Origin of the sequence: Salicibibacter cibi, from assembly GCF_016495865.1 — a bacterium.
GTDB lineage: Bacteria > Bacillota > Bacilli > Bacillales > Marinococcaceae > Salicibibacter > Salicibibacter cibi.
In genome coordinates, this window is the sequence record NZ_CP054706.1 from 2,021,320 (window position 1) to 2,045,156 (window position 23,837).

General features: G+C 47.5%; 26 protein-coding genes. All 26 read right to left on the reverse strand.

What is annotated here, in order from left to right; all coding sequences use genetic code 11:
• Positions 1 to 41 precede the first annotated feature (41 nt).
• On the reverse strand, positions 42 to 2,081 hold the full coding sequence (gene flhA / locus HUG20_RS10285) for a flagellar biosynthesis protein FlhA (RefSeq protein WP_200084396.1): 2,040 nt from the start codon (positions 2,079 to 2,081) through the stop codon (positions 42 to 44).
• 197 nt (positions 2,082 to 2,278) lie between these two features.
• On the reverse strand, positions 2,279 to 3,364 hold the full coding sequence (gene flhB / locus HUG20_RS10290; RefSeq protein WP_200084403.1) for a flagellar biosynthesis protein FlhB: 1,086 nt from the start codon (positions 3,362 to 3,364) through the stop codon (positions 2,279 to 2,281).
• Positions 3,365 to 3,370: 6 nt separating this feature from the next.
• Positions 3,371 to 4,144 carry a flagellar biosynthetic protein FliR gene (gene fliR, locus HUG20_RS10295; protein ID WP_200084406.1) on the reverse strand — a complete coding sequence of 258 codons (774 nt, stop codon included), beginning with the start codon at positions 4,142 to 4,144 and terminating at the stop codon, positions 3,371 to 3,373.
• A 4-nt stretch (positions 4,145 to 4,148) separates the two neighbouring features.
• Positions 4,149 to 4,418, reverse strand: a complete 270-nt coding sequence (fliQ, locus tag HUG20_RS10300) for a flagellar biosynthesis protein FliQ (protein WP_200084413.1) — start codon at positions 4,416 to 4,418, stop codon at positions 4,149 to 4,151.
• A 15-nt stretch (positions 4,419 to 4,433) separates the two neighbouring features.
• Positions 4,434 to 5,117 carry a flagellar type III secretion system pore protein FliP gene (fliP, locus tag HUG20_RS10305; RefSeq protein WP_200090473.1) on the reverse strand — a complete coding sequence of 228 codons (684 nt, stop codon included), beginning with the start codon at positions 5,115 to 5,117 and terminating at the stop codon, positions 4,434 to 4,436.
• Entirely contained in the window at positions 5,117 to 5,725 is a 609-nt protein-coding gene (locus tag HUG20_RS10310) for a flagellar biosynthetic protein FliO (RefSeq protein WP_200084422.1), read from the reverse strand. Before HUG20_RS10310 ends, fliP begins: the two co-directional genes overlap by 1 nt.
• A 15-nt stretch (positions 5,726 to 5,740) precedes the next feature.
• Positions 5,741 to 6,103, reverse strand: a complete 363-nt coding sequence (locus tag HUG20_RS10315; protein ID WP_200084424.1) for a response regulator — start codon at positions 6,101 to 6,103, stop codon at positions 5,741 to 5,743.
• A 567-nt stretch (positions 6,104 to 6,670) separates the two neighbouring features.
• Positions 6,671 to 7,867: a flagellar motor switch phosphatase FliY gene (gene fliY / locus HUG20_RS10320; protein WP_200084426.1), complete on the reverse strand. Its 1,197-nt coding sequence runs from the start codon at positions 7,865 to 7,867 to the stop codon at positions 6,671 to 6,673.
• Entirely contained in the window at positions 7,867 to 8,853 is a 987-nt protein-coding gene (gene fliM, locus HUG20_RS10325) for a flagellar motor switch protein FliM (RefSeq protein WP_200084428.1), read from the reverse strand. Before fliM ends, fliY begins: the two co-directional genes overlap by 1 nt.
• A gap of 81 nt (positions 8,854 to 8,934) precedes the next feature.
• The gene (gene fliL / locus HUG20_RS10330; RefSeq protein WP_200084430.1) at positions 8,935 to 9,363 is read right to left on the reverse strand and encodes a flagellar basal body-associated protein FliL; all 429 of its coding nucleotides are present in this window, start codon (positions 9,361 to 9,363) and stop codon (positions 8,935 to 8,937) included.
• A gap of 132 nt (positions 9,364 to 9,495) precedes the next feature.
• Positions 9,496 to 10,284, reverse strand: coding sequence for a flagellar basal body rod protein FlgG (gene flgG, locus HUG20_RS10335; protein WP_200084432.1), 789 nt, complete (start codon positions 10,282 to 10,284; stop codon positions 9,496 to 9,498).
• A gap of 251 nt (positions 10,285 to 10,535) precedes the next feature.
• Positions 10,536 to 11,009 (reverse strand): flagellar hook assembly protein FlgD, encoded by a 474-nt coding sequence (flgD, locus tag HUG20_RS10340; protein WP_200084434.1) that lies wholly within the window; start codon positions 11,007 to 11,009, stop codon positions 10,536 to 10,538.
• A gap of 15 nt (positions 11,010 to 11,024) precedes the next feature.
• Positions 11,025 to 12,329 (reverse strand): flagellar hook-length control protein FliK, encoded by a 1,305-nt coding sequence (locus HUG20_RS10345; RefSeq protein WP_200084436.1) that lies wholly within the window; start codon positions 12,327 to 12,329, stop codon positions 11,025 to 11,027.
• A 116-nt stretch (positions 12,330 to 12,445) separates the two neighbouring features.
• Entirely contained in the window at positions 12,446 to 12,976 is a 531-nt protein-coding gene (locus HUG20_RS10350; RefSeq protein ID WP_200084438.1) for a MotE family protein, read from the reverse strand.
• Between the two features lie 4 nt (positions 12,977 to 12,980).
• Complete coding sequence (fliJ, locus tag HUG20_RS10355; protein ID WP_200084446.1) at positions 12,981 to 13,421, reverse strand: flagellar export protein FliJ; 441 nt, start codon at positions 13,419 to 13,421, stop codon at positions 12,981 to 12,983.
• The gene (gene fliI, locus HUG20_RS10360; protein WP_200084448.1) at positions 13,421 to 14,740 is read right to left on the reverse strand and encodes a flagellar protein export ATPase FliI; all 1,320 of its coding nucleotides are present in this window, start codon (positions 14,738 to 14,740) and stop codon (positions 13,421 to 13,423) included. The genes fliJ and fliI overlap by 1 nt, the downstream gene beginning before the upstream one ends.
• Entirely contained in the window at positions 14,737 to 15,513 is a 777-nt protein-coding gene (gene fliH, locus HUG20_RS10365) for a flagellar assembly protein FliH (protein ID WP_200084450.1), read from the reverse strand. Before fliH ends, fliI begins: the two co-directional genes overlap by 4 nt.
• Positions 15,506 to 16,519 (reverse strand): flagellar motor switch protein FliG, encoded by a 1,014-nt coding sequence (gene fliG / locus HUG20_RS10370; RefSeq protein WP_200084452.1) that lies wholly within the window; start codon positions 16,517 to 16,519, stop codon positions 15,506 to 15,508. Before fliG ends, fliH begins: the two co-directional genes overlap by 8 nt.
• A gap of 12 nt (positions 16,520 to 16,531) precedes the next feature.
• Positions 16,532 to 18,112, reverse strand: a complete 1,581-nt coding sequence (gene fliF / locus HUG20_RS10375) for a flagellar basal-body MS-ring/collar protein FliF (RefSeq protein ID WP_200084454.1) — start codon at positions 18,110 to 18,112, stop codon at positions 16,532 to 16,534.
• A 121-nt stretch (positions 18,113 to 18,233) separates the two neighbouring features.
• Positions 18,234 to 18,572 (reverse strand): flagellar hook-basal body complex protein FliE, encoded by a 339-nt coding sequence (gene fliE / locus HUG20_RS10380; protein WP_200084456.1) that lies wholly within the window; start codon positions 18,570 to 18,572, stop codon positions 18,234 to 18,236.
• A 20-nt stretch (positions 18,573 to 18,592) separates the two neighbouring features.
• Positions 18,593 to 19,045: a flagellar basal body rod protein FlgC gene (gene flgC / locus HUG20_RS10385; RefSeq protein WP_200084458.1), complete on the reverse strand. Its 453-nt coding sequence runs from the start codon at positions 19,043 to 19,045 to the stop codon at positions 18,593 to 18,595.
• A gap of 1 nt (position 19,046) precedes the next feature.
• A complete protein-coding gene (flgB, locus tag HUG20_RS10390; RefSeq protein ID WP_200084460.1) occupies positions 19,047 to 19,433 on the reverse strand; it encodes a flagellar basal body rod protein FlgB in 387 nt (128 codons plus the stop codon).
• Positions 19,434 to 20,097: 664 nt separating this feature from the next.
• A complete protein-coding gene (codY, locus tag HUG20_RS10395; protein WP_200084468.1) occupies positions 20,098 to 20,877 on the reverse strand; it encodes a GTP-sensing pleiotropic transcriptional regulator CodY in 780 nt (259 codons plus the stop codon).
• 27 nt (positions 20,878 to 20,904) lie between these two features.
• The gene (hslU, locus tag HUG20_RS10400) at positions 20,905 to 22,317 is read right to left on the reverse strand and encodes an ATP-dependent protease ATPase subunit HslU (protein ID WP_200084470.1); all 1,413 of its coding nucleotides are present in this window, start codon (positions 22,315 to 22,317) and stop codon (positions 20,905 to 20,907) included.
• A 36-nt stretch (positions 22,318 to 22,353) separates the two neighbouring features.
• Complete coding sequence (gene hslV, locus HUG20_RS10405; RefSeq protein WP_200084472.1) at positions 22,354 to 22,893, reverse strand: ATP-dependent protease subunit HslV; 540 nt, start codon at positions 22,891 to 22,893, stop codon at positions 22,354 to 22,356.
• A gap of 11 nt (positions 22,894 to 22,904) precedes the next feature.
• Positions 22,905 to 23,810 carry a tyrosine recombinase XerC gene (gene xerC, locus HUG20_RS10410; RefSeq protein WP_200084474.1) on the reverse strand — a complete coding sequence of 302 codons (906 nt, stop codon included), beginning with the start codon at positions 23,808 to 23,810 and terminating at the stop codon, positions 22,905 to 22,907.
• Between the last annotated feature and the right edge of the window lie 27 nt (positions 23,811 to 23,837).

Consider the following 23,837-nt stretch of genomic DNA (forward strand, 5'->3'; position numbering starts at 1 on the left):
GTTTGCCACTTCCTCGTTCAAATACTTTGGAGCTCCATTCGTTATGCGACATTGACTACTCCCACACTTTGAATCTCCACTTGCGGTTCCAACTCGTTATAGGACAAGACCGGAACGTTCGGGAATTGACGTTCTATCAAGTGGCGCACGTGCATCCGTACTGCAGGGGAACAGAGAATGACCGGTGTTTGCCCCAGTTCAGACAGTTTTTCGGCTTCCCGACCGATCATTTCAATCATTTTTCCCGAATCTTCGGGAGGCATGGACAAAAACGTTCCATGTTCCGTTTGTTGCAGTGCATCTGCAATTTTTTTCTCAGCAGTACCCGCTAACGTGACAACATATAAAGGTCCATTGTTCGGAACGACGGCCTTTGTAATTTGTCTGGATAGCATTTGCCGCGTGTACTCTGCGATTAACCTCGGATCTTTGACCATTTGCCCATAGTCCGCCAACGCTTCAAAAATTAAAGGCAGATTCCGGATCGATATTTTTTCCTTCAACAGATTTGCCAGCACTTTTTGAATGTCGCCAAGGGACAGCGGGTTTGGCGTAACCTCTTCCACAAGCGTCGGGTGAGACTCCTTCAAATGTTCGACGAGTTGTTTCGTTTCTTCGCGCCCCAATAATTCATGGGCATGGCGTTTAATCGTTTCCGTTAAATGGGTGGATACGACCGAAGGCGGGTCAACAACGGTAAACCCGGCAATTTCAGCATGATCTTTTTGCTCTTCATCCACCCATAGCGCCGGCAGGCCAAATGCCGGTTCCGCCGTTTCGATGCCGGTAACCGTATCATCTTCGACACCGGGGCTCATGGCCATGTAATGATCGAGAAGCAATTCCCCGCGCGTGACTTCATTTCCACGCATTTTAATCACATATTCATTCGGTTGTAGCTGAATGTTATCGCGGATGCGAATGACAGGCACGACAATCCCGTAATCGAGTGCCAATTGGCGCCGGATCATGACGACTCTGTCAAGCAAGTCCCCTCCTTGGTTTGCATCTGCAATCGGAATGAGCCCGTAGCCAAACTCGAATTCGATCGGATCAATCGTCAAGAGCTCCGTAACCTGTTCCGGAGAGGTAGTGCTTTGGGGGCGCTCTTCCTCTTCTGCTGCTTTCGGTTCTTTTTCCATGTTGTCGGATTTGCGATGGGACAGCATCCATGCCCCTACTCCAAGAAACAAGGCGATCGGCAGGGTAACAATATTGTTAATCGGAGTGAGCAGGCCGAGGAGCAGAATGGCACCCCCTGCGATATAAAGTAATTTTGGATAGGCAAGCAACTGCTCGCTGATGTCGTAGCCGAGAGAGCCGTCGGACGCCGCCCGTGTCACGACAATGCCCGTAGCTGTTGCAATCAAAAGGGCCGGAATTTGTGTTACGAGCCCATCCCCGACCGTGAGCAATGTATACGTGGCGGCTGCTTCTTGAAAGCTCATTCCATGTTGAAGCATCCCAATGATAAAACCGAAGATAATATTCACAAGAACGATGACGATGCCGGCGATCGCGTCCCCTTTGACAAATTTGCTTGCGCCGTCCATCGAACCGTAAAAATCCGCTTCCTCTTCTATTTTTTCCCGTCTCGCTTTTGCTTGTTGTTCCGTAATTAATCCGGCATTAAGATCCGCATCAATGCTCATTTGTTTCCCGGGCATCGCATCAAGGGTAAAGCGTGCGCCAACTTCGGAAACACGTTCCGCGCCTTTGACGATGACGATGAACTGGATGACAACAAGAATAAGAAAAATGACAAAACCAACGAGCACGTTCGAACCGACAACAAATGACCCGAACGTATCAATGACGCTTCCCGCCTCTGCGCGGCTTAAAATCGCACGTGTCGTCGATACACTCAATCCGACGCGAAACAACGTCGCCAACAAAAGCACAGTCGGAAAGATGGAAAAGTCCAACGGCTCCCTCATGTTCATAGCGACGAGGATGATGATGAGTGACATCGAGATGTTGACGATGATAAGCACATCAATCATCGGAGACGGCAATGGAAAAATAAGCATTGCCACGATTAAAATGACGCCTATTAAAATGACTAAATCACGTGCTCGCATCGTTCCATCTCCTTCAAAGACCCGGGCGGGCTTCTACGAGGTTGTCTCCGCATGTGTATATATGGCAGGCAGGTTTCTGTTTCAGCCTCAAAAGCCACTTCATGGCGACCAGTCGCACGGTTCGCTCTCGATTTCGGGCGCTCTGGCAAACGGCGAAAAGATGGGTACAGTACGGCACCACGCACCTCTCCCACTTCTCACCTCTCACCTCCAATCCGATACACGTAGGCGAGAATCTCGGCGACCGCACGAAATAAATCTTCCGGCACTTCTTGTCCAATGTCCGTTCCATCATGGAGGCTACGGGCGAGCGGCTTGTTTTCGACGATCGGAACTTTGTTTAAATCGGCCACTTGCCGCATGCGCAAAGCTGTATAATCCGATCCCTTGGCAATCACTGTCGGCGCCGCCATCACCTCCCCGTCATATTGAAGGGCAACCGCGTAATGGGTCGGGTTTGTGATGACGACATCGGCTTTCGGAACTTCCTGCATCATGCGTTGCATAGCCACGTCTTTGGCACGTTGCCGTCGCCTTGCCTTTATTTGCGGATCGCCTTCCATCTTTTTATGTTCATCTTTTACTTCCTGTTTGGCCATACGAATCTGTTTTTCATGGTCATAGCGTTGGTAGACATAATCCGGAACAGCTAAAAGGAGCAAGAGCAAGGCGCAAGCAATGCCGATGACTCCCGTCAACCAAGCCACCAATTGGAATCCTTCAACGACGTCCATGAGTGCCAGTTGCAGAAGCTCGTCCGCATAAATCCATATAATTCCAAAGGAAAGCAAGCCGACAAGGCAGATTTTCAGAAAAGCTTTCACCAACTCCACGATCGCACGCGCGGAAAAAATTCGTTTGATTCCCTTAAGCGGATTTATTTTCGACAATTTCGGTTTGATCGCTTCCGGAGCAAACAACACACCCACTTGCAGCATACTCGCGACTACCCCTGCAAAAAGGGCGGCAACAAATATCGGCAACAAAACAATCGCGACTTCGAACATCAAATCGAGAAATAGCGCCATTACATTTTCAATGGAAAAAGCCATGCCCGCGTAGTTGATATACATTTTCGTGAATAAATCGTGCAGGAATTGTCCGGGAACCGCAGCATAAGCAAAAAGGACAATAAAAACGATGAGTAAAATGACGGCAGTATTAACATCGTTACTTTTCGCTACCTGTCCTTTTTTGCGCGTATCCTCACGCTTTTTCGGCGTCGCTTTTTCCGTTTTCTCCTGTCCGCCTTCTGCTGCAAAATATTGCAGATCCATTTGCATGGCTTTTCACGCTCCCCCAAACAACTCTAAAAGCGTCCGCATCGTGATCACCATTTCATCGACAAGATTGGAGACGAGCCAAAAGAACGCCGGCAACATAAACATGATGATCGGCAACCCCAGGAAAATTTTCAGCGGCAAGCCGACGACAAACACATTCATCTGCGGCACCGCCCGCGACATCAGCCCAAGCGCCACATCGACGAGGAAAAGCGCCCCTACAATCGGAAAAGCCATTTGAAAAGCAATGATAAACATCGTTGAAACAGCTCCGACCGCTGTTTCCATCACCGACTCTCCGCCAAAATGAACATTCATTTCATCGACGGGCACATATGCATAGCTGTAAAAAATCCCATCCAATAACAAATGATGGCCGTCGGTAACGAGCAGAAAAAGCACGGCAAAGGCATAAAGGAATCCGCCGGTTAACGGGGTTTGCGCTCCAGTTTGCGGATCCATCACGTTCGCGATAAGAAAACCCATTTTAATATCGATAAAAGCGCCTGCGACCTGAATGGCATAAAACAGTATCGAGGCAATCAGCCCGAGTAAAAGACCGATCAAAACTTCCTTCATGATCAACAAAAACAAAGAAGCGTCGATCCCGATCACCGGAACATCCAGCGTGAAAAAAATGATATAAGCAAAAAAGAGCGCAAAAGCGATTTTAAACATATTCGGCACATTGCGATACGAAAATACCGGCAGTGTCGCCAAAAAAGCGAGAATGCGCACAAAGATTAAAAGAAAAGCCGGCAGCTGGTTGATCCACTCCATCGCCTTATCCTATAAAGTTATGCAAATTTGTATAGATTTCCGTTGTAAAACTCACGAGCTGACTGAGCATCCAGGCGCCGAACATCACGACCGAGGCGAGAACGCCGATAATTTTCGGAATGAACGCCAACGTTTGCTCCTGGATTTGTGTCGTCGCCTGAAAAATAGCGACAGCTAATCCCAAGGCGAGCGCGACAATCAACAATGGCCCCGCAACGAGAAAAACAACCGTTACGCTTCGCTCCGCCATGCTTATAACCGTCTCTTCATTCATGCCATCCACCCTTTGCTAAAAGCTGATTAAAAGCGATTCAACGACAAGATGCCAACCGTCTACCAAAACGAATAACAATACTTTAAAAGGGAGAGAGATCATTACGGGCGGCAACATCATCATCCCCATGGACATTAAAACGCTGGCCACGATCATGTCGATCACAAGAAATGGCACGAAGATGAGAAAACCGATTTGAAAAGCCGTTTGCAATTCGCTGATCGCAAAAGCAGGAATCAAAGCAGAAAGCGGGATATCATCAATCGTCTCCGGAGCCTCTGCTTCTGCGTAATTCAAAAATAGCGCCAGGTCTCTTTCCCGAGTATGGTCTGCCATAAATTCTCTTAAGGGAGAAGCGGCTGCTTCAAAAGCTTCTTCTTGATCCATTTCTCCCTCGAGAAATGGCGTCAGCGCCTCTTCATTCATTTCAGATACAACCGGTGACATAATAAAAAAGGTCAGAAATAATGCCAGGCCGATCAACACCTGATTCGGTGGCATCTGTTGGGTAGCGAGCCCCATCCGCACGAAGGCGAGCACGACGACAATTCTCGTGAAACAAGTCATCAAAATGAGGATTCCCGGCGCAAGGGAAAGCACGGTAATAAGGACAATCAGGCGCAGTGCCGTAGACACACCCTCTGGATCATCACCAAAAAACTCACCGATGGGCACGCCCGGTATGATGGATGATATCATCATTTTCTCCCCTCTACCCGGTTCAATCCGCTTTCTTTTTGACGCTTCACATCACGCATGTGCACATCCATTTGTGAATAAATGGAATGCTCATCATTCTCCTCCAGCTTATCCCCTTTCAGAAGTGCCCGCCCTTTGCTTGTGAAATCCGTCGTCTGCTGATCTTCTGCCAAAGCGATCAGCGCTTTTGCTTCCGCTTCATCCTCGATTTCCCGAAGCAATTGAATCGATTGCCCGACACCGACAACAAGGAGCCGATCGCCTACGCGAATGAGTTGCACCGATTTTTGTTGCCCAAGGCCGATGCCGCCCAAATTTTGCATCGTGCTCGTCGCTTGAAAGCGATTTGTCCGATTGGCCAACAATTTTAATAAAAAAAACATGACGAGAATGACGGCGCCGAGGGCTAACCCGAGTTGAAACAAAACACCCCATAAGCTTTGCTCGCCACTTTCTTCGGCTTCTTCTCTTTCTTCATTACCCTCGCCCACGCCTTCATTATTTTCCAAGGCATCCCTTACGGAGTTATCCGCAAAAGCCTCTTGGGGAAGACCGAGCGTGAAAAATGCGAATATGCATATTGCCAACCAGGTTTTTCCTATTTTCATTGAAACCTCTCCTGTCTAACCGAGGGTTTTCTGAACCGCACCAAGCACCCGGTCAGCTTGAAAAGGTTTCACAACAAAATCTTTGGCTCCTGCTTGAATCGCATCGATCACCATCGCTTGTTGCCCCATCGCGGAACACATAATGACTTTTGCCTGTGGATCAAGTGCCAAGATTTCTTTTAACGCCTGGATGCCGTCCATCTCCGGCATGGTAATGTCCATCGTTACAAACGCGGGCTTCAATTCCTTGTATTTTTCCACTGCTTCTTTTCCATTTTCCGCTTCGCCGCAAATTACGAACTGGTTCTTTTCCAATATGTCCTTAATCATCATCCGCATGAACGAAGCATCATCTACGATAAGCACGTTGCTTGCCATTGTCCTTCTCTCCTTTAGTCGTTTCTGCGGGCTGCCTCCCGGCTTCAACTGATAGCTGCAAGTTGTTCAGCAATCCCTAATACTACAGCGAAACTTATAAACATTCTTCCTGAAAAGCCTGCAACATCCCCAATCTCATGGCTGTCTTCGGCTATAATAAAGACGTCTAGTGACTTTCTTTAGCCAATCTTTCGCTGTAGTACTAACTAGCACTTTTATGGACACGGGATCCAATAATCTTAATTCAAAATATCCAGTTGCTCTTCTTCCTTTGTTGAACAATTTTCGTGCCTTCTGTGGTCTTGTTGGCATTAAAGGTTCTTCTCTTTGATTAGTGACGTAGACGCTCAAAGTTACGTCCTCCCTTTTAGAGTTAGGTGCTCTTCGCCAATGTTGTAAGTGCTTTTGACATGTGTAACACCGTTCCTACCCATCAGAACTTTTAATCACACACGACAGGGCAAGGAGCTAGAGCAGGCACTCCGGTCATGACACAAACAACGTAGCCAATGAAGACTTAGGCTAGTCAAATAAGGGCTTTTGCAAGCCCGCAACTTTCGTCGTGGGTTATTGACTTCTTAAGTGCTGCAATCGTTGTTCACGGCTGGCGATGTCTGTCACACGCACCCCAAAATTTTCATCGATGACAACGACTTCGCCTTTTGCCACCAAACGCTGATTGACGAGAATATCTACCGGCTCCCCTGCAAGTTTGTCCAACTCAATGATCGACCCTTGTGTAAATTGAAGAATATCCTTGATCGAACGGCTCGTTCTTCCCAATTCGACGGTCACATCCAAAGGGATGTCCATTAACAGATTGAGATTTTGAGCTTCGGAGGCCTGTAACCCCACATCATCGAAGTCATGAAAAGCCGCTGGTTGCACGCTTCTTCTGGACGTTTCGTCATGCACGTTTGATGCTGCCTGCTCCCCTTCTACATTTACGCTTCTTTCACTTGATTTTTCATTTATTGCGAATGGAGGATTTTCTTCGGTGCTAATTTTCTCTTCTTTTTCTCCATTCTGTGAATGAAGCAATTGGGCAGTCATCTCCTTTGCAAAAGCCACGGTGACTAACTGCATAATGGAAGAATCGATCATGTCTCCCACTCGTAACCGAAAGGAGATTTTGATCAATGTCGCTTCGTCGGACATTTCCTCTGTACCGGAACCTTCCATCGTATCAAGCATGTCGATGCTGGGAGGAGAAATGTTCACACGAAGACCAAAGATCGTTGACATCGATGTCGAAGAGCTTCCCATCATTTGATTCATTGCTTCCTGAACGGCGCTGATGTGCATGTCGGTAAGCTCAGGTGCCGGGTTTAAACCGTCTCCGCCCAACATTAGATCGGCAATGATTTTTGCATCATCTTGCTTAATGACGAGAAGATTCGTCCCTCTAAATCCTTGCGTATAGTTGACGTGAACAGCCACATGCGGGACGGGAAACTCTTCATGCAAAAGATCAAATTCAATCGCCTGTACGATAGGCGTCGTAATCGATACCTTTTGGTTGATCAACTCGGACAACGCGGTAGCAGCACTCCCGAAAGAAATATTTCCGATCTCACCAAGGGTATCTTGTTCCACATCGGTTAAATAATGATTCGCATCCAAGACTGCTTTCGTTGGAGACGGCGGGTAGCCGTCTGCTTGCAAGTCGTTAATTTTCGTTTCTTCTGCCCCATCGCCTTCAAAACCTTCGAGCAAACGATTGATTTCCTCTTGGGATAATTTCTCATCTCCATGATCGTTCATTATTGATCGGCCTCCTTGAAGTCCTCGGTCACTTGCACGGCAAGCCGTTGGTTCTTTTTCCCTGCCTGCACGTAAAATTTCGGCTCGCTGCCTACATAGGCAATCAGTGCATCATTAACGCCTTGATCAAGTTCAATGACATCTCCCTTGCTTAAATAAAGGAGCTCCTCCACACTAATCGTTGAATGGCCAAGCACCGTTTGCAACGGCAATTGTGCCTGCCGAACCGATGTCTCTATTTTTTCTTCTTCCTGTTCATCCCGCGTTTTTTTCGTCGTTTGCATCCAGTAATGCCCCGACAATTTGGGTAAAATTTCTTCAAGTACAACGTAAGGCAAACATACGTTAATCATTCCGGCTGTTTCCCCAACCATTGCCGAAAGGGATACGACAACGACGGTTTCATTCGGCGAAACCATTTGCATAAATTGGGGGTTTACTTCCAAATCAACCATCTTCGGTTCAATTTCAACGAGCGATTGCCATGCCTGTTGAAAACTATCCATTAAATAAGTCGACATTTGCGAAAGAATACGCGTTTCGATTTCAGTCAAATTTTCGATCTTATTATAATCGGCCCCCACTCCTCCTAAAATGCGGTCAAGCATGGCGTAGCCGATCTGGGGATTCATCTCGATTAACAACCGCCCTTCCAACGGGGGGGCTTCAAAAGCGTGAAGCAAGGTCATTTTCGGAATCGAACTTATGAATTCTTCATAAGGCAACTGCTCAACGGAGGCGACGGACATTTGCACAAAGGTCCGTAACCTGGAAGACAGGGTTGTCGTAAACAGGCGGGCAAAGTTTTCATGCATGCGCGTCAGTGTTCGCATTTGATCTTTTGAAAAACGGAGGGCCCGTTTAAAATCATATGTTGTTATTTTTTTTTCATCGATCTCCTTGCGCAATTCCTCCGCATCCTTTTCCCCCGTGGACAGCGCTGACAACAAGTCATCGATTTCGCCTTGCGAGAGTACGTCTGCCATAACTACCAACTCCGGTTTATCAATGTTTCTTCTTCGTTCCAATACACTTTTTCGCGCATGCCTGGGAGCCAAGGGCGGCCGTTATCGTATGATCCGGCTTGTCGTATACACGTTCTCCACTTCTCCGGTATCAAGCAAGTCATTAATATCTTCCTGCAATCCGGCTTCCAACGTTTGCAATCCATCCGAACTGCCGAGTTCATCCGCGTCCATCTCCGCCAATCGATAAATAATCGCATTTTGTATTTGAAAGTCCCGTTTCTCCAGTTCTTCTCTCGTATCGTTGGAATCAGCCTGGATTCGAAAAGAGGCACGTACGTAATGGTCACCCGCCAAATTCGTGGTCAATTCTTCTGTGTCCCAAGAACGATCGATGACTTCATCGATCCCGGAGTCTTCATTTTCCGCCGCTGATCCGCTTCCCGTTTGACCGGCAAGAAAAAACGCCGCCGTTATGCTGACGAGCAATAACCCAATGACAATGCTAAACGTAATGACCAGCTTTTTCATCGAGACGCCCCCTCTCTGCCTCATGGCCAAAATCTTTTATCGATTCTTTTGCCGAATTACTATGTAGCCGCGGCGAGCTTGCACCTTAAAAACCTCAGAGAGGGAGATGAACCCCTCTGATAGAAAGTTTTCTTATTTCATATTCATAATTTCTTGCAAGACTTCATCGGACGTCGTAATAATGCGTGTATTGGCTTGTAAACCACGCTGGCCGGAAATCATTTCCACAAACTCTTCGGAAAGGTCAACGTTCGACATTTCCAACATGCCCGCGGCGATATCACCGGCACCACCGGTTCCCGCTTCCAAATTGTTTACGTCTCCCGAGTTAGCCGTTTCCCCGTATAAATTGCCGCCCAAGCTTTCCAAGCCTTCCGGATTCGCAAATGTAGCCAGGCCAATCGTCCCCGCATCTTCAGGTTCCCCGTCAATCACTTGTGTCACCGTACCGTCGCTGCCAATGCTGAAATTGGACGCCTCCTCAGCAATATTAATGGTGCCGCCATCGTCATCTAACACATAATATCCATCTGCGGTCACAAGATCCCCATCACTATCACGGGAAAAGTTGCCCACGCGGGTGTAAAATTCTCCGCCATCCGGATTTTGAATGCGAAAGAAACCGTCTCCTTCAATCGCGAGGTCAAGTTCACGGTTCGTCGGTTGCGTTGGACCCTGGGTATGAAGCGTATCGATAGAGCCGGTCTGCGTGCCTAGCCCTACTTGTTCCGGATTTGACCCACCTTGGCCAGCGCCGGGGGCGGTTGCTCCTTGCATTTGTTGGCTCATCATGTCTTGAAAAGTAAACCGTCCTTTTTTAAACCCATGCGTATTCACATTGGCAATATTATCGCCGATCACGTCCAATTTCGTTTGATGGTTTTGCAAACCGGAAATCCCGGAATACATCGATTGCAACATGGAATAAATCCTCCTGTTTTGTAAGGTAAATGCGACTCTTCATTAAAATCTATCGTTGATATCAGTGAATAATGATGGTAATAACACTAACCAGCGGAGGAAAAACACGGAAACTCCTGTGGGAAAGCGCAGTGGGAAGACCCCGCAGAAAAAAAGCGAACTTCTTTTTTGCCGGTAAGAAAGTAAAAATCAACTTTCTTACCGGCATAATACATCTATTTTTCAACCATAGATTGTTGATCAATAAATGCTTATGTTTCCTCATTTTCGTGCTCCAAACCGATTTGCGCCACTTGCCTACTGTCAATCCAGCGCCCATCATCGAGAAGCAGCTCGATATCCCCTTGTTCGCTCCTCCGTACGGATTGGACTTCGTTTTCCTTGTACTGGATTTCTCCGTGATCTTCATCAACGAGGCTGCCCCATTTGACGGTCGTTCCAATCAACTCGCTTTGTTGAACGAGGGCATTGCCCTCTTGCCGATCAACGAAACGTTGCATCGCCTCGTTCATATTCGTCATTTGTTCCAAAGAGGAAAACTGCGCCATCTGGGCAATAAATTCCCGGTCATCCATCGGATCAAGGGGGTCCTGATTCTGTAATTGGGCAATTAAAATTTTTAAAAAATCATCCTTGTCGAGCATAGCGTCTTCTTGCTCGGCAACCTGCCCTTCATTCATGTCCCTTTCGCCCGGAGAAGCCGTGGCTTGCACGTTCATGTTCATCTCATTTTCACCTGCCTATATTTCTTGATTTAATGTCGCCTGTAACCATTCTTCAAAGGATGGAAGCTGTTCATCGGCCCTTTCTTCATCGTTTTCTTCTTCATAAACGGAAGCGTCTTCATCCGTCGGATGTTTCCCTTCTCTTCGTTCGTCGGCAACTTCGGTGTGTGCTTCATCAACGACGATTCGTTCCACCGGCAGTTGTTGTTGATGGAATGCATGCCTGAGATTGGGAAGTTGGGATTCTACCAATTCACGGGCCATCGCTGTTGTTGCAACGAGCCTTGCTTGCAACACGCCGTTATCTCTTGTGATTTGCACGTCTAACCGGCCCAAGCTTTCAGGATGAAGTTTAATCGTCAATTGCTGCCGGCCTTCTCCATCCGAGCGCAGGTTCCCGTTGCTGAGCGCTTGTTGAAACTGCTTGATAAAAGCCATCACCCGTGCATGTTCGGTTTTTTGACCGCCGATATGAATGTTCAACTGTTCCCCTTGATTCAGAGGCTGCATCGTCATCGTTTCATTGAAAACAAATGCAGGAGGAGTCGGGTTCCCGTGATTGAGCTTCGGAAGGATCGTTTCCACCTTTACAGCCGCATGTGAAGGTTCAAAACGATAAAGGCGGGAGGCCACTTCTGTTGTCTTTTCGGTTTTCTCCGCACGGACGGAAGCATCACGATAATTTTGCGATCCAGCCTCCCTTCTCGCCGCCGGATACAATTGTTGGACGTACTGGGCAATTCGTTCACGTATCGGTTTCTCATTTTCATCCTTTTCAGCGGCAAAAGCGATAAAAGCCATTAAAGGCGGGATGTCTGCCTCCTTCAATTCTTCGGAAAAAGCGAATGCCTCATCGGTTTCGGTGATCCCCTCTTCGCTGTCGGGGAAGACGGTTTCAAGCATTTCCGCAATGGAAGGTGCGGCCTCCATGATAGATACTGCTAGCTTTTCCAAATCAAAAGAAGGGAGGCCATCTTCCTCGTTTTTGTTCAACGCTTCTTCAGCCATCATCATCGCATTTTCCCAATCAATGTCCTCGAAGAAAGATGCTGATTCGGGGAAGGAGTGAGCCCAGTCTTGAAACACTTCGAGGAGGGCTTCCATATCAGGAAAATCTTTGTTCTTTCCTTCTTCAAACGTATCTCCGCTCTTTTGTGATCCTTCTTCCCACGAAAATGCCTCGTTCTTTTCTTGAAAATGGGCAAGCCGTTGCGCAAAAGTTCTATCAAGGCTCTCGCCTATTTTTTCTATGGAGGTTGGAACGAACTTGGGTAACCCTTCATGGAATGGAAATGCCTGCAAGCCCGATGAAATCACCATTTCACCTCCCTTCGCTGCTGATCTTAATCGGTTAGAAAACTTGGTTTTTCACCAAGCTTTTATGGGGAAAAGCCTTCGCCCAACTTATGCAAGTAAGAAAGTTGATTTATACTTTCTTACCTGCCAAGCAATGCTGTAATTTCCGCGGCTCGTTCCGGATCCATATTTTCCAGAATCGTCGAGCGGCTATCATCATTCATCTCCGACATGTGAAGCAAAATCTCATCATTTGTAAGTTCTTCCATAATTTCAGCGGCCTGCCCCGGTCTCATATTTTCATAGATGCGGGCAATCCTCGTTTCATCTTCCGAAGCGTCATCTTCATCATCCTCGGCACTTTCTTCTGCAAAGGCTTCATCCTCTTCCATTTGCTCGATCTCTTCTTCCAATTCCTCAATAGTGTCTTCTGCTTCTTGCAGTTGCTGCTCAAGGTTGGCAACCTCTTCATCTTTATCGGGAAGGGGCGATTCCTGTTCTTCCCCGTCGTCCTCTTCTTCGCTTATCCAGGTGGATACATGTTCCACCGGGCTCATCCCCAATGCCGATAAGACGATTGCCCCAATGATAACGAGCAAGGACCCGGGAATAACGATGAGCAGCACAAAACGTTTGAAGCCGTTTCCCTTTTCTTCTTTTCTTTTGGCCATTGTGTCACCTGCCTTGCAACACTTGTCGGGAAGCAAGTTCATCCATGTGTTTTTGTTCTTGTTTCTTCATTTCCCGGACGTGTTCTTCCCACTTGCGCCCTTTCATCTTTTCGTATTTCTTTGCCTCGATCGTTGCCGTTTGCCATTCTTTTTTCCGTTTGACCATCGTTTTGCGGGCCGCGTTTGTTTTTGCTTGGCTCTGTTCAATGGCGGTTTCAATGTTTGTTCTTGCCAATTGTTTGCTTTGCAAAGCCGCGATCGTCGTGCCTTTTTGGCAATCTTGGGTTTGGCTGTCATCGAGAGATTCGCGTGCTTTCAACCATTGATATAGCTCGTAGCCAACGGATTCGAATGTTCCGGCGGCTTCTTCGTACCCTTTTCTGCGTTCGGCAGCTTCTCGTTCTTTCACTTCCAACACCTTTTCAAGGGTAAACGTAAAAAACATCACACATCATTCCCTTTCCTTGCCAGCAACTGTAATTGTTCAACCGTATCCGATAAGGGGTAGATTCGCTCGGTTCCCTGTTGCAAAAATTCCTGGATGTCGGGGTGCACTTGTATGGCGAGGTCCACGTCTTCTGAGGTCCCTTTCTTATAAGCGCCCACTTGGATCAAATCCTCGTTGTCTTCATAGGTAGCCAAGTGTTGCCGAATCGTTGTAGCGGCCTCCAAATGTTCCTTTGGAACAATATCTGTCATCAAACGGCTGATGCTTTTCAAAACGTTTAAAGCCGGATAATGCCCCTTGTTCGCCAATTTCCGATCAAGGATGAAGTGCCCGTCCAAAATCCCCCGCACAGCATCCGCAATCGGTTCATCCATATCATCACCATCGACAAGCACGGTATAAAAGGCGGTGATCGATCCCCGCTGATTAGCTCCCGATCGTTCCAACAGTTGCGGCAAAAGGGAAAAGACGGAAGGGGTGTACCCTTTTGTCGTCGGAGGTTCCCCGGTGGCAAGTCCGATTTCGCGTTGTGCCATCGCAAAACGGGTCACCGAATCCATCATTAAATTAACGGTTTTTCCCCGGTCGCGAAAATATTCCGCGATGGCCGTCGCCGCCATCGCTCCTTTTATGCGAACGAGGGCCGGTTGATCCGATGTGGCGACGACAACGATCGTGTTCTTCAATCCTTCATCCCCGAGATCCTTTTCAATAAAATCTTTGACTTCTCGGCCTCGTTCACCGATTAGCGCGATAACATTGATATCGGCTTCCGAGAATTTTGCAAGCATTGCCATCAACGTGCTTTTTCCAACCCCACTACCGGCAAAAATCCCTACCCTTTGGCCTTCGCCAACCGTTAACATGCCATCAACCGCTCGTACGCCGAGGGAAAGCGGTTCGACAATTCTAGGGCGCGTCAGCGGATTCGGCGCTTCTCTGTTGACTGGGAATTTATGTAGACCCTTGGGCAGTTCGCCACCATCAAGCGTCCGCCCCAAACCATCAATAACCTTCCCTATTAATCTTGTTCCCACGCCGATTTCCAAAGGTTTTCCCGTACTTTTCACCAGAGAACCGGGCTGAATATTTGCGGTTTGCGAATACGGCATCAATAGAATGCGGGCATCTTTAAAGCCAACGACTTCTGCGCGTATCGGTTCACGGGTGTTATCTGTGAAAATAAAGCATAAAATCCCTACGGCCGCTTGCGGTCCTTTCGCCTCAATGGTAAGGCCGACCACACGCGTCACTTTTCCCATCCATTTCAACGTACGAACGTCATCAAGTTGCTCTTGCAAATCTGCGGCTTTCATGAGTCCCTCTCCCCGGATAGCAGTTCGTGAAGCTCAGTTTGTAACACCTCTAACTGATCGTCTAATGAAGCTACCAAACGCCCATATGGTGTTTCAATGAGGCATCCATTTTTATCCAAATCATCATCCGGAAAAAAGCGAATGCGTTCTGTGTGGCTAAGAAGGGCTTGCCATTCTTCCCGTTGTTGAACTGTTTTCTTGTAACGATCCGGATGGACGAAAATATCGACCTCGCTTTGATCTTTTACTTCCCGGAGGATTTGCCTTACGAATTGGGACCAGTGGTTCTCCGTTTCCAGCTTTTCGCCAAGGACTTTTTCGGCGATTCTCACGCCTAAATCAAGAATCACAGGCTCGGCACCGTCCATATATTTCCGGTATTCTTCGTGAGCCGCGGTAACAACGTCTTCGGCTTCGGCAATGATGGCTTGATATGTCTCATAACCTTTATCTTTTCCTGCTTGAAATCCCTTTTCTTCCCCTTTGCTTTTTGCATCTTTGTATGCTTTTTCAATGGTTTCGTCTAGGGTGGCACGAGCTTTTTCCATCTCTTTTTCTATGTGTTCCTTTTCCGATTGGGCTTTTTCGATGATGGTTTGTGCTTCTTCATGAGCTTCGGCAAGCATTTGTCCCTTTTTGCCGCCCCAATGCCCGCCTGGCCCTTCATCCTGGGCGGAGTTTTGCCCGCTGCTATTACGTACCGGCTGTAACAGTACAGCGTGGGGGGCGTTCGCCTTTAGGTTTGATGTACCTGCTTTGATAATGTTAGACAACAATATCGTCTCCCCCACCACGGGCAATAACGATTTCGCCCGCTTCTTCCAGCTTCCGTACCGTCCCGACGATTCGCATTTGCGCGTCCTCCACGTCTTTTAAGCGAACAGGACCCATGTACTCCAATTCTTCTTGGAACGTCTCGGCCATCCGCGTGGACATGTTGCTGAAAATGATCGTTTTCACTTCATCACTGACCATTTTTAAGGAAAGCTGTAAATCTTCTTGTCCCGCTTCGCGGATAATGCGTTGGATCGAGCGGTTATCAAGGGTGACGATATCTTCAAATACGAACATCCGCTTTTTGATCTCATCCGCAAGTTCCGGATCTTGAAATTCCAAAGAATCAATGATCGTGCGCTCCGTTCCCCGGTCGACGCTATTTAACACATCCACGACCGATTCAATCCCGCCCGCTTCTTTATAGTCTTGAGAAACAGCCGAAGAAAGTTGCCGTTCAAGAATGCCTTCCACTTCGTTGATAACATCCGGAGAAGTGCTATCCATCAACGCGATTCTTTTCGCAACATCCGCTTGCACCTCGGAAGGCAATGCCGAGAGAATTTGTCCCGCCTGCTCTGCATCTAGATAAGAAAGGACGAGGGCGATCGTTTGCGGATGTTCATTTTGAATGAAATTCAAAATCTGCATCGGTTCAGCTTTGCGGGCAAAATGAAATGGGCGGACCTGAAGCGTTGACGTAAGTTTCGTAATAATCGCCATGGCTTCTTCTTCACCGACGGCCTTTTCCAACACGTCCCGCGCATAGCCGATGCCTCCTTGCGTCATATAATCTTGGGCAACCGCGAGCTGATGAAATTCACCGATGATTTTATCTTTCGTCTCGCTTTCCACTTTACGAACGTTGGCGATCTCTAGCGTCAATTGTTCAATTTCTTCCGGCTGCAACTGTTTGTATACGTTAGCCGAGACATCGGGTCCCATGGAGATGAGAAGAATTGCGGCTTTTTGCTTGCCGGTCATTACATTTTTTCCTCTCGCCATCGATGCTCCCCCCTAATCTTCCGACATCCACGTGCGGAGAAGTTTGGAAAATTCCTCCGGTTTTTCTCTCGCTAGCCTTTCTAAGCGCTGTCGCTGCTCCCCTTCGATCGAATAATCTTCTTCCGGAATGTCTTCGAGCGCAACATGCGATTCCTGCACTTCTTCATCCTCGATCACATAACGATTGCGCCTGAAGAAAAAGACAATGGCTACGATCACCGCCAGCATGCCAAGTGCCAAAATGTATACCCATGCCGGTATTCCCGCGGATTCCGGTTCTTCACCGGTGTCCATATTGCCCATAAACGGCTGGGCGGAAACAAAAATTTTATCCGTGATTTCTCCGTCTTCCATGTCTTCCAAATAGGTTTCATCGATGCTCGTAGTGACAACCGTTTCCAGAATCTCTTCAATGTTATCGACGGTTTCCGCCGGCAACGACAGCATATCTTCCGGGTCCGGCGGTTCAACGATAACTTGTATACCCAAATCCCTTAACTTGTAAGGACTCTCCTGGATTTGGCGATGAATGCGATTGACATCGTTATTCACCCTTTCTTCGATTCTTTCGTAATCGCCGTCCCCGCCGGCGCCAACACCGGGATAGTTGGCGATGTCATCTTCCCCGGTTCCGGCAACGCCTTCTTCGGGAATTTCTTCTCCTTCATACGTTTCGATGATTGATTCTGCACTGATCTCAATCCCGTCCATTTGCTCTTCATCGACCGGTTCCACCAGTTCCTCTTCCCTTGTTTCCTGGGTGAAGTCGATATCCGTTGTTACTGAAACGATCACACTGTTCTGTCCCATCATTGTGCCTAACATCTGTTGAAGGTTTTGTTGCAGGTCACTTTCGACAGTACGGCTAATCTCTCGTTGCTGATCATAGGCTTGTTGCGTTCCATCGATGGCCCCTTGATCCTCATAATGATATTGATTCGCCTGCTGATCCGTAATCGTGATGTTCTCAACGGGCAATTGGGGAATGCTTTTTGAAGCAAGATGATACAGTGCCTGTACGTTTTCCTGTTCCAACTGATAACCCGCGGCAAGCGTGATAACGATGGAAGCGTTGGATTCTTCCGGTTCGTCGCTCACCCATACCGTTTCTTCCGGAAGCGTAACCATAACGTCTGCCTGCGAAACACCATCCATCGACTGCATCAAATTTCCGAGTTCCGTTTCCAGTGTCGCTTTTTCCATGACGGAAAACTCATTTTCCGTCATGCCGAACCCTAGTTGATCCTGAAAATCCTCATAGCCAATAGAACCACTTTCCGGAATCCCTTCCGCGGCCAATTCCACTTTTAGTTGATCTACGCTTTCCCTGGGCACTAAAATAGCTGTGCCATCATCGGTTACCTCCGAAGGGACACCCCTGCTGTCGAGCGTTTCTTTTATCTGGCCGGTTTCTTCAACGGGCAAATCATTGTACAACGGGGCATAGTTCGTCCGTGTACTAAAAAAGATGAGCAGCACGATGAATACGAGGAGTAACAGTGCCCCGCCAATGATAAGCAGTTGCTGGTTTTTCGTTCTTCCTGACCAATACTCCCGGACTTTATTGCTGTACATATGTATCTTTTCTTTCATTGATTGCCGCTCACTTTCCCATTTGGAAAACTTGGCTTATCGCCAAGCTTAATGGCGAAAGCCTTCGTTGCACTTATGCAGAAAAAAGTTTTATCCTTTCTTACCTGCCAAATTCAGACGTCTATAAAGTCATTCTCATCACGCTGTCATAAGCATCGATGACTTTATCCCGCACTTCTACCGTTGCCTGCAAAGCCACGCCTGCCTTCTCGGAAGCAATAAAAACATCATGCAGATTCTCCACTTCCCCGGTCAGCAGTTGGCCTGTCTTTTCCTCGGATGCTTCCTGATGATTTTGTACATTTTGCAACGCTTCATTTAACCTATTTCCAAAGCTATTTTGTGCATCATCTGTACGCACCTGTTCGCTTCGACCGTCCTCCGTTGGGCTTTGCGCCGCCTGCGGAGACAACGGCGACAAAGGCATCTCCCCGGATGGGTTTCCTTGTATCATTGGCATTCTCTTTCCTCCTTCCCCTTCTAGCCTCGACCGATTTCCATGGCGTTCATTTTCATGGCTTTATGGGCATCAAACACGGTTACGTTGGCCTCATATGATCGTGTTGCCCCCATTACATCCACCATCTCTTTCAGGGGATCAACGTTGGGGAGTTGGACATTTCCGTCCTCATCCGCATCCGGGTGCCCCGGTTGATGCATCGTTTGAAAAGGCGTCTGATCTTCAACGATGCCGGTCACTTGCACACCTTCAGTGTTTTCCCTTTCCGCGTTTTCCAAATGGGAAGCAAACGAGGGCTGGTTTTCCTGAGGCGCCATCGTAACCATTTTTCGCCGGTAAGGTTCCCACTCCCCATCAACCATGTCTCCTCTCGTCGCCGATGCGTTCGCCATATTTCCCGATGCCGTGTCCATGCGCAGGCGTTGCGCGGTTAAAGCGGAAGCAGTCGCGTTCATGCCATCAAACAACGCCATGTTACTGACCTCCCAAAGCGGTTTTTAAATTGCCAAACTGTCCGTCCATCCGATCAACGAGCGCCGATTGATAGATTTGATTATTGGCCATCTCCGCCATCTCTTTGTCCATATCTACACTGTTGCCGTTATGATTATAACTTCGGCTGCGATCAACAGATGTATAGGCCTCACGATCCCCTTCGGAAAAATCGACATGCCTTCCGTCCGTCTTTTGGGCGTCGAACTGTCGCCTAGCATCATCCAACATATGTTCAAAGTTTGCTTTCTTTGCTTTATAGTTCGGCGTATCTGCATTTGCAATGTTGTTTGCGGTCGTATTTTGTCGAAGTTCGGCGCCGTCCAAGCCGTTGTGCAATTGGTCAATGGTCGATGAAAACAAAGCCATCACACACACCTCCTTGTTCAAAAATAAATCAAACGTTAAGCCTATACTTATGTACTTAATACTTACGTTGGGTTTAATTCGTCCTTACCATTGTATAAAAAAGACAAGATAATTGTCTATTAGAAACGAAAAAAAACGAAAAACAGTAACTATTATCTATTAAAAACAAGGGGTTGTTTCTTTTATATAGTTCTTTTTACTCATTATATTTCCGGCGACAGTTGTTTAGGCCTAAAAGCTTAGTAAGCTTGTTTCGGATGATCTTGAAAACTATTCTGCCTTTTTGCTTTATAAACTTGTCTTTTCGCCAAGCTTTTATGGCGAAAGCCTTCGCCCAAATTATCTACTAAAAAAACACCCAATATTGCTTTTGTAATATCGGGTGTTTCATCCTATTTATTTATCCTTTCGGCCTTCCATGGTGACCAAAATATCTGGCATTGGTTCCGTCCGTTCGTTCGTCCTAACTCCTTCATGACGACTATTAAAAATCTCGAGCGATCCGTTTCGGTCGCCATACGCCATTTATAGCCATGCACCACGCTAAATTTCGCCATAAAAACTTGATTTTTCTTCAAGTTTTTATGGCGAAAACCTTAGCTCCCAAAAAAAACAGCCCGTCCCCCTCGATGAAAGGGAAGACTGACTGTCATTACTTTCCGTTTTAATCGTCGCGGAGGCGCTCCAATTCGACGAGAAACTTATTGTTAAGCACTTTAATATACGTTCCTTTCATGCCCAACGAGCGAGATTCAATCACACCCGCGCTTTCCAGTTTGCGGAGGGCATTTACGATAACTGAACGTGTGATGCCGACACGATCGGCAATTTTACTGGCGACGAGCAATCCTTCCTTGCCGTCCAACTCTTCAAAAATGTGTTCAACGGCTTCCAATTCACTGTATGAAAGTGAACTGATCGCCATTTGCACAACCGCTTTGCTCCGGGCTTCATCTTCGATTTCCGAAGCTTTTTCATGAAGAATTTCCATGCCGACAACGGTCGCCCCGTATTCGGCCAATACCAAATCATCGTCGCTAAAACGATCGTTCAAACGGGCAAGAATCAACGTTCCCAAACGTTGACCGCCACCGATAATCGGAACGATCGTTGTAAGCCCGGTGCGGAAAAGGTCCCGGTTCTCTACCGGAAAAGCGGTATGCTCACTGTCAATGTCGAGGTTTGGCGAGGTTTCGTTGACATTGAAGATGCCGGCAGTGTATTCCTCCGGAAATTGTCGTTCTTCGAGGATCCGGTCGATTTTTTCATGGCCAATCTCTTGTTCAATTGAGTAACCGAGCAATTTTCCCCGACGACTTACAACAAAAACGTTGGCAGCAATCACTTCACTTAACGTTTCCGCCATGTCTTTAAAATCTACATGCTGGCCCGTCGTCTTTTGTAGCATATCATTGATTTGTCTCGATTTCGTTAGTAGTTCCATTGTGAATCATTTCCTCCTATTGTTAAATTACAAAATAAAGTGGCTCGTGTCTTCGTTTCCGGCAACATCCGCGAGTTTTTCTTCGACATAAGGGGCAGTTATTGTGATTGTTTCCAGCGTGATGTCGGAAGCTTCGAAGGACAGTTCCTCAAGCAATCGTTCGAGCAGCGTGTGCAATCGCCTGGCCCCGATGTTTTCCGTTTCGCGATTGACATGTTCGGCTAATTCTGCAATCTTGTCAACAGCTTCGTCAGAAAATTCTACATCTATACCCTCCGTTTTCAAAAGTGCCGCATATTGCTTGAGGAGGGCATTGTCAGGTTCGCAAAGAATCCTGATAAAATCTTCTTTCGACAAATTCTCCAATTCCACGCGTGTCGGAAAACGGCCTTGAAGTTCGGGGATTAAGTCCGAAGGCTTTGACATATGGAACGCACCGGCTGCCGCAAATAAAATATGATTGGTTTGTACCGTCCCATGTTTTGTCGTCACCGATGCTCCTTCTACGATGGGGAGAATGTCGCGCTGGACACCTTCCCTGGAAACATCGGCGCTGCTTCCTTGTTGTGATCCGGCTACTTTATCGATTTCATCAATAAAAATCATCCCGAGTTGTTCCGTCTTTTTGACGGCTTGGTGACTGACTTCGTCCATATCCACGAGTTTTTGTGCTTCATCGTCTGCGAGAACACCTCGTGCTTCTTTCACGGGCAGTTGCCGTTTTTTCTTTTTGTTCGGCATCATTTTTCCGAACATCTCCTGCATATTCATGCCCGTTTGTTCCATTCCCGTCCCTTGAAACATATCTGAAAAGGATGGGCTTTGCTCTTCTACTTCAACCGTGACGAGGTGATCTTCCAATTCGCCGAGGGCGAGTTGATGGGCGATGCGTTTCCTGCGTTCCCGATTGTTTTCTTCCTGCTCCGGTTCACTGTCGTTCGCATCTTCCTCCGCGTCTTCAGTGGACGATGCTTGAAACAGCATTTCAAAGGGATTTTTTTGTTGCTGATTTTTTCGCTTCGTTGGAGCCAAAAGTTTCACTAAGCGTTCATTCGCCTGTTTTTCTGCCTGCGGCCTGACCGTTTCCATTTTTTCAGCTTTTACAATACGGACGGCATGATCGACAAGGTCGCGTACCATTGCTTCCACATCGCGGCCAACATAACCTACTTCCGTAAATTTCGTTGCTTCCACTTTGACAAAAGGAGCACCGACGAGTTTCGCCAAGCGACGGGCGATTTCTGTCTTTCCTACGCCTGTCGGGCCAATCATAAGAATGTTTTTTGGTGTAATCTCCTCGCGAATGCCCTCAGGAACTTTACTGCGGCGATAACGATTGCGAAGCGCGATCGCAACCGCACGTTTGGCCTCGTTTTGCCCGACAATGTATTGGTTGAGCTGTTCAACAATTTGACGCGGGGTATGATTGGCATATTCCACCAGTTATCACCTTTCGTAACCCATTTATACGGGAAGTTAAATCTCTTCTATCACGAGTTGATCATTGGTGTATACGCAGATTTCACCGGCGGTTCTAAGCGCTTCTTCAGCGATATCCCGGGCTTCGAGTCCGGAATGTCTCGCGAGTGCCCGACCGGCTGCAAGCGCATAGAAACCACCGGAGCCAATGGCCAATAGACCGTCATCGGGTTCAATGACTTCCCCCGTACCGGCAATCAGCAGCAACTGACGATCATCCATGACGATCAGCATTGCTTCCAACTTTCTGAGTACCTTATCGCTGCGCCACTCTTTTGCCAACTCACGGGCCGCCCGCTGCATTTGACCGCCGTATTCTTGCAGTTTCCCTTCAAATTTCTCGAATAAAGTAAACGCATCGGCGACAGAACCGGCAAATCCCGCAAGCACCTTCCCGTTATAAATTCTACGTATTTTTTTGGCACTGTGTTTCATGACCGCGGCCTGCCCCATCGTTACTTGGCCATCCCCGGCCATTGCGCCTTTGCCATTATGGCGAATGGCAAAAATCGTTGTTGCGTGAAAAGTGGACTCCATAATGACTCCTTTCAGGCACGCGGGTGCGCCCCATTATAAATCGTGCGTAAACGATCGGTTGTTACATGTGTATAGCGCTGGGTCGTCGATAAATGCTCGTGCCCAAGCAATTCTTGAACCGCGCGAAGATCAGCGCCTTCATTTAAAAGATGGGTGGCGAATGTATGGCGCAAACTGTGCGGAGACATTTTCATAGAGTGTGACGCTTCTTGTACGCGTTTATTTAACACGTAGCGCAACCCGCGATCCGTTAATGTTCCGCCTTTATAATTCAAAAAAAGAGCGGAAGGACGATCTCCATCGTGATTGGCTAACGTGTCCCTCCCGTCTTCGCAATACTTCATTAAAGCATCGAGGGCATAAGCTCCAATGGGAATGTAGCGCTCTTTTCCGCCTTTCCCGGTCACATGGATAGTTTCTGTGCCCAAATCCAAATCATCGAGCACTAAACCGCAACATTCCGATGCACGGATGCCTGTTGCGTAAAGCAATTCTATGATCGCAAGATCCCGCTGTTTTAGCGGATCTTCCCCTTCGCAGACGCTCAAAAGCGTTTCCAGTTCGTTCCAATAGAGAAAACGGGGCAAACGCTTGGTTTGAGTCGGAAACCGAGTGAACGACACAGGGTTGTTCCGTATTAGTGATTCCCTTTTTAAGAAGCGATAAAACGACCGAATGACAGAAAGTTCACGGGCGATACTCGTTCTTGCCAAGCCTTTGTCATACAGATGAGTTAAATACATGCGAATGTGGCGATAATCAACGGCATATACATCTACTTGCAATTCCTCATGCGTATAATGTTGCCAAACGCTCAACTGCCGTCTGTAAGCAGCCATCGTATGAGGAGTCACATTTTTTTCAACCTGCAAATATTGAAAAAAAGCTAAATAAGGATCTTTCGTATCAGAATGCATCAGCATTCACCTCATAGCTTTCCGCTT